Annotated in this window: 11 protein-coding genes; 4 read left to right on the forward strand and 7 right to left on the reverse strand. The window is 48.4% G+C overall.

Annotated features, from left to right (window positions below; translation table 11 throughout):
- Window positions 1-367 precede the first annotated feature (367 nt).
- Window positions 368-2,809, forward strand: coding sequence for a type IA DNA topoisomerase (locus AC4BAP_RS13520; RefSeq protein WP_490583198.1), 2,442 nt, complete (start codon window positions 368-370; stop codon window positions 2,807-2,809).
- 81 nt (window positions 2,810-2,890) lie between these two features.
- Here the strand turns inward: AC4BAP_RS13520 and AC4BAP_RS13525 are convergent, their stop codons facing one another.
- Window positions 2,891-3,292, reverse strand: a complete 402-nt coding sequence (locus tag AC4BAP_RS13525) for an Ig-like domain-containing protein (protein WP_490583199.1) — start codon at window positions 3,290-3,292, stop codon at window positions 2,891-2,893.
- Window positions 3,293-3,803: 511 nt separating this feature from the next.
- Between AC4BAP_RS13525 and AC4BAP_RS13530 the strand changes: the two genes are divergently transcribed.
- Both AC4BAP_RS13530 and AC4BAP_RS13535 read left to right on the forward strand, forming a co-directional pair.
- The gene (locus AC4BAP_RS13530) at window positions 3,804-4,634 is read left to right on the forward strand and encodes an SWFGD domain-containing protein (RefSeq protein ID WP_490583200.1); all 831 of its coding nucleotides are present in this window, start codon (window positions 3,804-3,806) and stop codon (window positions 4,632-4,634) included.
- 188 nt (window positions 4,635-4,822) lie between these two features.
- A complete protein-coding gene (locus AC4BAP_RS13535; RefSeq protein WP_490583201.1) occupies window positions 4,823-5,428 on the forward strand; it encodes a porin family protein in 606 nt (201 codons plus the stop codon).
- Between the two features lie 150 nt (window positions 5,429-5,578).
- Here the strand turns inward: AC4BAP_RS13535 and AC4BAP_RS13540 are convergent, their stop codons facing one another.
- The 3 genes from AC4BAP_RS13540 to AC4BAP_RS13550 all read right to left on the reverse strand — a co-directional run bounded on the left by AC4BAP_RS13540 (window position 5,579) and on the right by AC4BAP_RS13550 (window position 9,351).
- Window positions 5,579-7,150: a SulP family inorganic anion transporter gene (locus tag AC4BAP_RS13540; protein ID WP_490583202.1), complete on the reverse strand. Its 1,572-nt coding sequence runs from the start codon at window positions 7,148-7,150 to the stop codon at window positions 5,579-5,581.
- Window positions 7,151-7,272: 122 nt separating this feature from the next.
- A complete protein-coding gene (locus tag AC4BAP_RS13545; protein WP_490583203.1) occupies window positions 7,273-8,670 on the reverse strand; it encodes a HAMP domain-containing sensor histidine kinase in 1,398 nt (465 codons plus the stop codon).
- A gap of 3 nt (window positions 8,671-8,673) precedes the next feature.
- Window positions 8,674-9,351: a response regulator transcription factor gene (locus tag AC4BAP_RS13550; RefSeq protein ID WP_490583204.1), complete on the reverse strand. Its 678-nt coding sequence runs from the start codon at window positions 9,349-9,351 to the stop codon at window positions 8,674-8,676.
- A gap of 143 nt (window positions 9,352-9,494) precedes the next feature.
- Between AC4BAP_RS13550 and AC4BAP_RS13555 the strand changes: the two genes are divergently transcribed.
- Complete coding sequence (locus AC4BAP_RS13555; protein ID WP_490583205.1) at window positions 9,495-10,418, forward strand: cation diffusion facilitator family transporter; 924 nt, start codon at window positions 9,495-9,497, stop codon at window positions 10,416-10,418.
- Here the strand turns inward: AC4BAP_RS13555 and AC4BAP_RS13560 are convergent.
- The 3 genes from AC4BAP_RS13560 to AC4BAP_RS13570 form a co-directional block, all read right to left on the reverse strand.
- Window positions 10,415-10,774, reverse strand: coding sequence for a DUF1801 domain-containing protein (locus tag AC4BAP_RS13560; protein WP_490583206.1), 360 nt, complete (start codon window positions 10,772-10,774; stop codon window positions 10,415-10,417). The two genes, AC4BAP_RS13555 and AC4BAP_RS13560, sit on opposite strands and share 4 nt — an antisense overlap.
- 174 nt (window positions 10,775-10,948) lie before the next feature.
- Window positions 10,949-11,593 (reverse strand): DsbA family protein, encoded by a 645-nt coding sequence (locus tag AC4BAP_RS13565; RefSeq protein ID WP_490583207.1) that lies wholly within the window; start codon window positions 11,591-11,593, stop codon window positions 10,949-10,951.
- Between the two features lie 132 nt (window positions 11,594-11,725).
- Window positions 11,726-12,073, reverse strand: a complete 348-nt coding sequence (locus AC4BAP_RS13570) for a translation initiation factor (RefSeq protein WP_490583208.1) — start codon at window positions 12,071-12,073, stop codon at window positions 11,726-11,728.
- Window positions 12,074-12,076: the final 3 nt, after the last annotated feature.

The raw sequence follows: 12,076 nt of genomic DNA on the forward strand, positions 1-12,076 counted from the left end.
TACAAGGCAGTAGGTTTCATTTTTCGCTTACCGTTGTTCAAATTGTAGAGACGCAATATTTTGCGTCTTGTCTGCTACAAGGCAGTAGGTTAGTTATTTGTTGCCCGTTGATCGAACTATAATTCACAATTCGTTGCGTCTTGCTGTCTAGATGTAAAAACGCTCACAGGTCTGGAAGACGCTGTGAGGTTAGTAACTTCCCGTGCTGTCAGCGGTGAACTTTGTGCGATTTATTTCAGGGAAATCGTTGATAAAATTCCGATATCATTACAGCATCAATCAGTGTTGCGCAAGTATAAACCCTTCGGAAATGCCGCTAAAAATGGCTAAATTTGAATCTGTATAATTCACTAAAATTCCCGAAAGCTTGAAAGTTTGCATTGCTGAGAAACCGAGTGTAGCCCGTGAAATTGCCATGGTAATTGGTGCCAAAGCCAAAAAAGACGGTTACTATGAAGGCAACGGCTATCAGGTTACCTGGACCTTCGGGCACTTTTGCACTCTGCGCGAACCCGATGATTACCGCCCTGAGTGGAAACGCTGGAGCTTATACGACCTGCCCATGCTTCCCGAAAAGTATGGCATCAAACTGATGAACGATGCCGGGGTGAAGAAGCAGTTTAACATAATAAAGCAACTCTTAAATAATGCAGAGGAGGTTATAAACTGCGGTGACGCCGGCCAGGAAGGTGAAGTGATACAGCGCTGGGTACTTACAGAGGCAAAGTATACAAAACCTTTCAAGCGCCTGTGGATCTCTTCCCTTACCGAGGATGCCATTCGACAGGGCTTTGCCAAGTTAAAACCCGGCTCCGACTTCGATCTGCTGTACCAGGCTGGCAAGAGCCGCGCCATCGGCGATTGGCTGCTGGGCCTTAACGCCACGCGCCTGTTTACGCTGAAGTATGCCAACGGTAGCCGGCAAACGCTCTCCATCGGCAGGGTGCAAACCCCTACCCTGGCCATGATCGTGAACCGCCACCATGAGATCGCCAACTTTGTGCCGCAGCCTTACTGGGAACTGAAGACCATTTACCGCGAAACGGTTTTCTCCAGCACCAACGGCCGCTTCCAGAAAGAGGAGGAAGCACAGAAGATAATGGAGGCGATCAAAGAGGCTGAACTTACGATCACAGATGTAGAAACTAAAAAAGGTACCGAGTCGGCGCCAAAGCTCTTCGACCTTACTTCGCTGCAGATCGAGTGCAACAACAAGTATGGCATGTCTGCCGACGAGACCCTGAAAACGGTGCAGAGCCTCTACGAGAAAAAAGTTGTCTCCTACCCTCGTGTGGATACTACTTTCTTGCCTGATGATATTTATCCGAAAATACCGGGTATACTTCAGGGGTTGAACAACTATAGAAACGAAGTGGCACCGCTGCTTCAGAATAAGATCAGAAAAACGAAAAAGGTTTTTAACAACAATAAAGTAACCGATCACCATGCTATCATTCCTACAGGCGCCTCTGCGGGCAACCTGTATGGCCGCGAGGCAGATGTGTTCGACATTATTACCAGAAGATTTATAGCAGCCTTCTACCCGGATTGTATTGTGAGCAACACTACCGTAATGGCAGAATCGGCTGGTTATACGTTCAGGGTAAAGGGCAAGCAAATTTTGGATCCGGGATGGCGGGTACTGTATGGCGCTGAAGAAGTAAAGTCTTCTGATGCTCCAACTGGGAAAGAAGGCGAGAACAAAGACGAAGAAGAAGCCGCCGGCGTACTGCCACACTTTGAAAAGGGAGAGCATGGGCCGCACGAGCCGATGCTGGACAGGAAAATGACTAACCCGCCCAAAGAGTATACCGAGGCTACGCTGCTTCGCGCCATGGAAACAGCCGGTAAGCAGGTAGACAACGATGAACTGAAAGAGGCCCTGAAGGAAAACGGCATCGGCAGGCCATCCACGCGTGCCGCCATCATCGAAACGCTATTCAAGCGCCAGTACATCCGCAAAGAGAAAAAGAAGATCGTGCCTACGCAAATGGGCATCGATCTGATTGGTGTAATCCGGAACCAGACCCTGAAGTCTGCTGAGATGACAGGGCAATGGGAACGCAAGCTGCGCCAGATCGAAGGCGGTGAGTTTAAAGCAGCAGATTTTTTAAAAGAGCTACAGGACTTTGTGATCAGCCTGGTGCAGGAAGTAAAGTATGACAAGGCAACCGTAACCCTGGAGCCAGCAAAGGAAGAAGCCAAAACAGCTCCGGCTAAAAAGAAAACCACATCTTCCAAAAAAAAACCAGCCCCTGCAAAAGGCCTTGGCAACTGCCCGGCTTGTAAAGAGGGCCACATACTTAAAGGCTCAAAGGCTTATGGCTGCATCCGGTTTAAAGAGGGCTGCAGGTTCCTGATCCCGATAGAGCAGCAAGGCAAACAGCTAACCGAGAAACAGGTGCAGGCATTGTTAAGCAAAGGCAAGACGCCTGTTATCAAAGGCTTTAAAAATGAGCAGGGCGAAAGCTTTGATGCCACACTTATACTTGATGCCAACAAAAAAGCGGTACTGCAAAAAGCTGAGAAAGCTGCCGAGACCGATCCTTTTGCCCAGTGCCCCCGTTGCAAGCAAGGCAAGATGCTGAAAGGAAAAGCCGCTTACGGCTGCAGCCGGTTTAAGGAAGGATGCCAGTTGCTGGTTCCATTTGAGAAGGGTGGCAAGCAGCTTAGTGAGAAACAGATCGGGGCTCTGTTGCTAAAAGGCAAAACCCCGAAAATAAAAGGCTTTGTTACCGAAAAGACCGGGCAGCCTTTTGATGCCGCCCTCAGCTTTAACGAGCAGTGGCAGGTGGTTTACCAGTTTTAGCCTTTGCCCAAAGTATAAAATAAGAAAGGGGACAATCTGCTTGCCCCCTTTCTTTTTATACTTCCCATGTTATGGTGATACTTACTTGATCGTAAATTTGATCTCCTGCTGCTCCAGGTTGGTGCGCTTATCTGTTGCCGAAACCAACAGTTTATACTCCCCTGGTGCTACACCGGTTAAGGCTACGGTTGTGTCAAACTCTACTACGTTTTTCTCCGGGTGCTTCTTAAAGCTGAAAAGCGTTTTCTCTGCATTCACGCCTCTTACCGAGAACTCCAGGTCTTTCACCAAATCCTTGTCCACTACGGTAACATTAAGGCGCAGCCCCTGAGCCGCCGAAACAGACTGGTTGTTTGTAGGATTGTTAATGGTAAGGCTCGGCTTTGAACCGTCTGGCTGTAAGCTGCCATCTTCAAATAGATCCTCGCATGCCGTGAGCATGCCTACTGCTAAAACACAGCTAAGCAATGTTTTAAATTTCATGGGTATTTGGCTAAAAGTTAAATTCTGTTCCTTTGGCAGCGGCACCATCTCCTATTGCATTTAATTGTGCCGCTCTGTAATAGGGCTAGTATTACAGTATGTAAACTTACAATTATTTCGTCAATATCAAAATAATCAAGCGCTTAGAATCATTACAATTCCTTTAAAGCAATATATCAACTAAAATGCAAAATTGGTTCATTCAAAACGCATCAATCCTTGCACTAAAATACATTTTCATGTTTTTTAGTTATAAAATCCTAATTCATCTAACTTAAATAAAGTACAAAAACAAATGTCATAAACATTTATAACTGCACAAAACAGCTGGCACCAGGAGTGTAAAAACGGTTTAATAAACTACCCGGAAGTGACCACAGAAAATTTATAATTAAGAAAGATAAATACAGCAACGATAACTTAACCGATTTCCCTCCGTAAAAAAACACGTCGTGGCATATAAAAAAGCCACATTCAGCGAATTTTTAAGTTTAACCATAAATTAATAATTATGAGAAGCTATGAGAACTCGGGTTATAACCCGTACAACGACAATTATAGGTCTGAGTCGAGAAGCTCAGGTAGAAGTTATTCATCAAGTGATTACGACAGCTCACCACGCAACCGCAGCTATGGTAGCTCCAATTATAGTTCAGGCGATCTAGGCTCAGGCCGGGATGCTTATTCAAACTCCGGCTATGGCAACACTTCCAGCTATGGCCGTTCATCAGGTTACGGATCTTCCGGTTACGGCTCTAGCCAGTCATCTTATGGCTCGCCTCGCTATGGCACTGGTTCCTCTTATGGTTCAGGCTATGGCACTGGCAGCCGCTACAGCAACTACGACAGCGACAGAGACCGCTATGGCCGCGACAGCTGGGACCGTGCCGGCGACCGTGTAGAAAATGCCTGGGAGCGCACTAAAAACCGCGTTTCTAATGCCTGGGATAGAGCAACAAACGATAACGACCGTGATGATTACAGAAACCGCAGCTACGGCAGCAACTATGGTACATCAGGATACGGTTCATCGCGTTACGGCACTGGCTCAAGCTATGGCTCTGGTTACTCTTCTTACGACAGAGACCGGTACAGCTCAGACTATGACCGTGACAGATATGACAGACATGAGCGTGGATTCTTCGATAAGGCAGGCGACGAAGTAAAGTCGTGGTTTGGTGATGAAGAAGCTGAACGCAGAAGAAGAATGGATGAGATGCGTGACCGCGAGCATGACAGCGATTACAACAGATATGGGAGAAGCTCCTCTTCGTACACAAACACCTATAGCGGACCTCCCTACTCTTACGGATCATCTTCGAGAAGAGACTATGAGTGGTAGAAACACCAACAGTAGACCGTTTTCGTACGGCTACCTGTGGTAGATTTACCTAAGATAGTGGATTAACTCCACACAGAAAGCCCACTGCTTATGCAGTGGGCTTTTTTTATGCCCAGATGGTTCCGAAGCAAACTGCTTTTTTTACATTTGCAGTTATAACAAAATCTTTTAGCCAACTAATACTTTTCATGAAAAGACTCTTACTACTAACTGTGTTTGCCCTTGCAGGCTACACAGGCTTTGCGCAGCAACTTGGCGTTAAGGCTGGCGCTACCTATGCTACTTTTAAAGGAAATGATGCCGGCAATTATGAGTACAGGCTCGGCTACACAGCTGGTGTAATGCTGCAGCAGCACATCACCGACCTGGTTGGCGTGCAGGTGGAGGCACTCTATACTTCCAAAGGAGGTAAACTCGAGTCCAAGGTTGGCAGCAACGAGATCAACGACATCTACAGACTGAACTATGTGGACGTACCGGTTATGCTGCACATTTCGGCAGGCGGCATGTTCATCGACATGGGCCCGCAGGTGTCTTTTATTGCGAAGGCGAAGCAGATACGTGAGACAAACACCAGCAGCACCACCACAACCGTTGAAACGGACATTACCGACAACCCATACCCAGTGGATTTCAGCTATGTGGCCGGCCTGGGCTTCAGGGCTGATAACGGCATTGGCATTGAGTTGCGCTACAACGGTGGACTGAAGAAAATTGACGATGAGGGTCCGCTAGTAGGCAAAGAGCGCCGCAACTCCTCGTTTAGCCTGATGCTAAGCTACCTGCTTTTCTAAGCTTTAAATTATCCACAACAAACACAAAAGCCCCTCAAATAAGGGGCTTTTGTGTTTTAGTAACCTTAAACTGTGGGGGCTAAATAAGTTTGTCGTCATAGCCTGGAAAGGCCATCTCAGTATTTTGCTACAGTTGAAAAAAGTATAATCCTAGTGCATGGCCATTACAGACACATCCGGGATGTTGCGCATCTCTACCCTGATGTTTCGCTCATGCGCCGTTTTATTGAACTCCTGTATCGCCTCCAGCACATCGTAATCGATATACTCTGAGTTTTCACCGTCTATTACAACGTGGCTGTTGTCTGGCAGGTGGTCCAGGGTAAGCACAATGCTGGCCTTGTTCAAAAACGACACGTGCTCGCTAAGCTTAATGCGGATAACGTTTTTATCGGTCTGCTCTTCTTTGTGGTAAAAGTATGGCGACTTGTAATTGGCCTTCAGAATATAGAACACGCCAACTGCCAGACCAACGCAGATACCCACAAGCAGGTCTGTGAAAAGTATGGCCAGGATGGTAACGATGAAAGGTATAAACTGCTCTGAGCCGATTTTAAGCTGTGCCTTGTAAAGCGATGGTTTGGTAAGTTTATAGCCTACCACCAATAGCACGGCAGCCAGCGCTGACAGTGGAATCAGGTTCAGGAAGTTGGCCAGGAACAGTACCGAAAGCAACAGTAGCAAACCATGGAAAAAGCTCGACATTTTAGATTCGCCGCCTGCCGCTACGTTGGCAGAGCTTCTCACGATCACGGCCGTCATTGGCAAGCCGCCTATCAAACCACTAAGCATGTTACCTACGCCCTGTGCTTTTAACTCACGATTCGTTGGTGTTCTGCGCTTGTGCGGGTCCAGCTTATCAACGGCCTCCACGCTCAATAGTGTTTCCAGGCTGGCAACTATCGCAATCGTAAAGGCTACCACGTAAACCTGCGGGTTTGAAAGCATGGAGATGTCCGGGAAGCGAATCTCATTCCCTAGTTCTGTTAGTCCGCCAATTACGGGCAGCTTTACCAGGTGCGAGGCATTAATTACTAGATCAGGCGCAAAAGCTCTGAATGCCTCGTTCATAGCAATAGAGGTAAGCACCACGATAAGTGCACCAGGCACCAGCTTAAAGAACTTAAAGCGCTTCAGGCTTGCGCTGTCCCATACTATAAGTATAAGCAACGACACGACACCCACCATCAAAGCGCCTTTGTTAATTGCAGAGAAAGCATAGATCAGCTCCGAGAAAGTGGTGCGGCCATCAGGCTGTATGAAAGTCATCTCTCCGAAGAAATCTTCATCGGCACCCATAAAGTGCGGAATCTGCTTCAGTATAAGTATAAGTCCTATGGCGGCCAGCATACCCCGGATCACAGAAGACGGAAAGTATAAACCGATCACGCCGGCCTTCAGGAAGCCAAGTACCAACTGGATAGCACCCGCCAGAACTACTGCAAGCAGAAATGCCTCGAAGGTCTGCAGGGTTTCGATGCCGTTTAAAACAATTACAGTCAAGCCTGCTGCAGGGCCGCTAACGCTAAGCTGCGAGCCGCTTAACAAGGACACCACAACACCGCCTACGATGCCAGTCAGGATACCAGAGAAAAGTGGTGCGCCGGATGCCAGGGAGATACCAAGGCACAGCGGCAGGGCCACCAGAAAAACCACAAGCCCCGCAGGAATGTCCTTCCCAAGCGTGGCCAGGTAATTAGAAGTTCTTGTGTCAGATTTCATAAAAAAGATTTGTACGCTATAAATTTGATGTAACTGCCACAGATGTGGCAATCAATCTTGGTCTAATGCGTAAACCTACTGAAGCCAGATTAACAAGGAATTAAAAAGTCATTAAAACCAGATTAAAATTTGGAGCCGAAAGGTATAAAGTGATAAGCCTGCGGAAGTTTTATGGTTACCTTTGTGCCTTTATTGATAACAGACTCTACCAGTATCTGACCTTTGTGCAGCTTAAGCACACGTTCGGCAAGCGGCAGGCCAATGCCATGCCCGGTTATACTTCGCACGTTCTCCGCCCTGAAAAACGGCACGAACACATGCTTCAGGTCTTCTTCGTTTATGCCCACTCCCTGGTCGCTTACCTCCAGTATCACCTCGCCGGCAGCCAGCCTGATGATCGCATTAACCGTTTGCGTGGTAGGGGTATACTTCACGGCGTTTTCCATCACGTTTACTACGGCAATCAGCAGAAGCGTTTCGTTTCCATTTACCACCAGGCGGTCCTCATCGTCCGGGAAGTTGGCGAAGTCGATGTTGATGTGCGCATTCGGAAGCCTTTTCAGCACCTGCTCGTGTGCCATCCACACCAGTTCGTCAAACCGCAGGTAGCTAAGCTTTATCTTGGATGGGTCTATACTTGCCTGGGCTATCTGCAGCAAACCGTTGGAAAGCTCTGTCAGTAATCGGGCATCCTCTAAGGTAGACTGCAACACACGCTCATACTCTTCGGCTTCGCGGGGCTTCATCAGGGCTACCTCCAGTTCGCCTGTCATGGCTGTTAGCGGGGTGCGCAGCTCGTGCGAGGCACTGGACACAAAGGTACGCTGCATCTCAAAGGAATGCTCCAGCCTGTCCAGCATGTTGTTAAAGGTCTGTGCCAGGTGCGATATCTCATCTTTGCCGTCGGCGTTGCTCAGGCGCAGGTGCAGGTCGCTGGCATTGATCTTCTCTACCTCGCTCACAACTTTAGTAATGGGTTTAAGCGCCTGCCCCGAAAAGATCCAGCCGGCAATAACCACGATGATCAAAGAGCCCAGAAACCCGACGATCAGGATAACCTTCAGGTGCTGCAGTTTGCGCAGGCTATACGCATCAATGGAAGAGGCCAACACAAAATAATTGCCTGACGTGCTCCTGTGGTAAATACCCACCACTTGCCTTACGCCCTGCTCATACTCTATTTTACCCTGATTCCTGATCCTGTTCAGTACATCCCTGCTGGCTCCAACATTTCCTTTGCCATCAGCAAAGATCAGCTTACCCTTTTTGTTGTACACTCTAACAGCCTCGTAGGGCAACTCCTGAAAATAGCTTATTTCATTTTTGCGCTTCTCTGCCGGGCTCAACCCCTCCGACTCAAGCACGAAGTTTGCCGTAATGTTGGCCCTCCGGTTTATCCGTTTGTAAAAGTCATCCTGCCTGTAAATGGAGGTGAAATAATAGATCACCAGGGAGAAAAAAATCAGTATGAGGGCAAAAATACTGGCAAATTGAATCGTAAGCTTATACCTTATCTTCATGGCCTACTCCTGCTCCTTAAGCACGTACCCCATCCCTACCAACGTATGGATCAGCTTGTTATCGTAGCCTCTGTCAATCTTCTTCCTTAAAAAATTGATGTACACGTCGATCACATTGCTGCCCGTTTCGAAAGAGGTTTCCCATACCTGCTCTGTTATATCCACCCGCGACACCACTTTGCCCTTGTTGCGAAGCAGGTAGTATAAAAGGGTGAATTCACGTGCCGTCAGGTTTACAGGCTTTCCGCCCCGGGTTACCTGCTTTCTGGCCACATCCATCTCCAGGTCTGCTATGGTAAGTTTTTCTCCTGAGCTGGTATCGGTGCCGCGCCTGGTCAATGCCCTGATACGCGCCAGCAACTCCTTAAACTCGAAGGGCTTGGTCAGGTAATCGTCGGCGCCGGCATCCAGGCCGGTTATCTTATCGTCGGTACTGCCGAGGGCGGTCAGCATTAGTATGGCCACAGTGGCGTTATGCTTTCTGATCTCCCGGCATACTTCTATCCCGTTAACGTTGGGCAGTATCACATCCAGCAAGATCACGTCGTAGTCATTCTGCAGCGCCATCTTCACGCCAAAAGTACCGTCGTAGGCCTGGTCTACATCATAGGCCTGCTCTTCCAGCCCTTTTTTAATAAAGGCAGCAACTTTTGGTTCATCTTCGATCAGCAGAATTTTCATAAGCCAAGTATAGTGGTAAAGTTTGGGCTACATGTTTAAACAGCACCTGCAAGTTAGGCAGCCTTCACCAATATCCGTACATTTCGGGGCAGGTGCCGCAACACAAGGTATCAAAAATTAACCGTACTCGTTGTAAGTATACAATGCCACATAACCACTCACATAAAAAAGAAAGTCACGGGCACGGGCAGCACCACCATGCCGGCGACAACATAAAGGTTGCCTTTTTCCTGAACCTGAGCTTTACCATAATAGAGCTGATCGGCGGCTTATGGATAAACAGCGTAGCCATACTTTCAGATGCCCTGCACGACCTGGGCGATTCCCTGTCGCTGGGGTTGGCCTGGTATTTCGAGAAGCTGTCGAAGCGTGGCCGCGATACAAACTTTACTTTTGGTTATAAACGCTTCTCGCTGTTAGGGGCCGTTATTAACTCCGTCATACTTTTGGTCGGCTCGATCATTATACTTTCAGAGGCCATTCCACGCATCTGGAACCCCGAACCGGTGGATGCTGCCGGGATGATTGGCTTTGCCATACTTGGCATTGTGGTAAACGGTGCGGCGGTGCTGCGCCTTAAAAGCGGAGACTCGCTGAACGAGCGAGTGGTGCGCCTGCACCTGCTGGAAGACGTGCTGGGCTGGGTAGCGGTGCTGGTGGGCGGTATTATACTTTACTTCTTCGACTGGCCGGTTATTGACCCATTGCTCTCACTGGGCATTACCGTTTTCGTACTTTACAATGTAATCCGGAACCTGCGCCAAAGTATGAAAATACTGCTGCAGGGCACGCCGGCGCATATCAGCACTGAAGATGTAAAAGCTAAGCTGGAATCAATGCCCGACATAAGCTCCGTACACGACCTGCATATCTGGACCATGGACGGCACCTACAACATCATGAGCATGCATGCAGTGGTTCCTGTCTCGCTGGGGGCTGAACAATCCGGTACGTTAAAGCAGGAAATACGCAAAACCATGGCAGCCATGAACATAAGCCATGTTACCATAGAACTGGAGCAACCCGGGGAGATCTGCAGTTTTGAGAACTGTGAGCCTGGCGATTAATTCTGGTTCAGGTGCACCGCCTCGCGTACCAGTTCAGAGAAATAGCTCTCGTCGATGTCCTCTACAGAACGGATCTTGATGTGCGGGTTCTGGCCATTACGGCTTACCAGCCTGCGGTTAGGGTCCGAGAGCTCTTTGCCACGGAAAAAGCCAAAGTGAATACCGCTGCGTGATGAGGCGAAATAGCAAACCGGTCCGTAAAAGAAATAACAGGCACTATCCCAGCGCACGCACTCTTCCAGGTGTGCCACGGAGGCATGGATGATACGGCGCACTTCATTGGCCAACTGCTGTTTTTCGGGAGTCAGGTTTTCGAGATACTCGTCTACTTGGTTTGTGGTTGATTTGCTTCTCATAAGGGTTTTTGCTCTGCTAAAGAGTTAGAGCTCGTGGGTTAAATATACAAATATTTGAATATTTAGGCAAATATGGTATAATTTCTCACCGGAAAAACTTATCCCGGCAAGGCAGATTAAAAAAGAATATACTTATAGGCCAGATGTTTGGCCAGGGGTAAATTTGAGCCATTATTAGCTGTTGGCGTGCTCCATTACCTCCAGCAAGCGGTGCTCCAGTTCGTTCAGGTCTATGTAGCCCCTCGATATCTGCTCAATGCCATGGCTGGTCACCAAAAAGGAACTCGGAAAGGCATCTGCGCCAATGTCGTGCACGTAACTGAATTCATCATCCATCTGCTGCATGATCTCCTCCGACTCAAACAGGGCCATGAAAAGGTTTTCTGAAATGCCAAACATACCTACTATACTGGCAAGCACCTGGGGTTTACGGATGTCCAGCCCATCGGCATAGAAAGCCGAATGCATGGCACGAAGCACCTCCAGGGTAAGCACCGGCCGCAGCAGGCGCACGCAGAGCAGCGCACGGCAGGCTGGTTCTGTGTTGTAAATAAAGTCGTGCTCCTTAAAAAAGCGGTAGTTAAAAGGCAAGTATGTCCGCTCCTGAACCTGGTGCCAGCTAATGGCAAGGTCATTTTTCTCGAGTTGAGATAACGGTGTGGTGGCATAGGCATGCAGGTCGCCGAACAACACCTGCACCTTCAGGCGCCCCCGCCACAAGGCCCTAAGGCGGCGCACAACAGCGGTAAACCCATAGCACCAGGCGCACATGGGATTCGTGATATAGATCAGGGTCGGGTTTTCCGAGGAGTTCAGCATAAGACAGTTATTTTGCCTTAATATTTACCTCATATTGCCTGGCAGGGTTTTATCTGTGGGCTTCCGAAATTCCTGCGAAAAGTATAATCCCCTCTGTATAAACCCATTTCGTCAAAAGCAGCTATTTTATACTTAGCCACCCACGCGCTTAGCTTTGTAGCCTGCTGCCTGCAGTGTTTGCAACACCTTATCACGAAAATCACCTTGGATAAGAATCTCGCCATCCTTGGCTGTACCACCTACACAGCATTTATTCTTGAGCATCTTGCCAAGTTCCTTTAAATCCTCATCGCTGCCTACAAAACCCTCCACCAGGGTAACCTGCTTTCCGCCTCTCGCTTTTTTATCCAGCATTACTTTCAGGTTCTGCTGCTGTGGTGGCAACGTTTCCTGCTCCTGCTCTTGTTCGTACTCGTAGTTAAAGTCTGAGTTTGTGGAGTAAACTACTCCCTGACGACCTTTCTTATTTCTATCTTTCATCTT

The organism is Pontibacter sp. GD7 (genome assembly GCF_058216375.1).

Coding starts and splice junctions, on each gene's coding strand:
- AC4BAP_RS13525 (WP_490583199.1), bottom strand. CDS start 3,292: ATGAAATTTAAAACATTGCTTAGCTGTGTTTTAGCAGTAGGCATGCTC.
- AC4BAP_RS13530 (WP_490583200.1), top strand. CDS start 3,804: ATGAGAAGCTATGAGAACTCGGGTTATAACCCGTACAACGACAATTAT.
- AC4BAP_RS13535 (WP_490583201.1), top strand. CDS start 4,823: ATGAAAAGACTCTTACTACTAACTGTGTTTGCCCTTGCAGGCTACACA.
- AC4BAP_RS13540 (WP_490583202.1), bottom strand. CDS start 7,150: ATGAAATCTGACACAAGAACTTCTAATTACCTGGCCACGCTTGGGAAG.
- AC4BAP_RS13545 (WP_490583203.1), bottom strand. CDS start 8,670: ATGAAGATAAGGTATAAGCTTACGATTCAATTTGCCAGTATTTTTGCC.
- AC4BAP_RS13550 (WP_490583204.1), bottom strand. CDS start 9,351: ATGAAAATTCTGCTGATCGAAGATGAACCAAAAGTTGCTGCCTTTATT.
- AC4BAP_RS13555 (WP_490583205.1), top strand. CDS start 9,495: ATGCCACATAACCACTCACATAAAAAAGAAAGTCACGGGCACGGGCAG.
- AC4BAP_RS13560 (WP_490583206.1), bottom strand. CDS start 10,774: ATGAGAAGCAAATCAACCACAAACCAAGTAGACGAGTATCTCGAAAAC.
- AC4BAP_RS13565 (WP_490583207.1), bottom strand. CDS start 11,593: ATGCTGAACTCCTCGGAAAACCCGACCCTGATCTATATCACGAATCCC.
- AC4BAP_RS13570 (WP_490583208.1), bottom strand. CDS start 12,073: ATGAAAGATAGAAATAAGAAAGGTCGTCAGGGAGTAGTTTACTCCACA.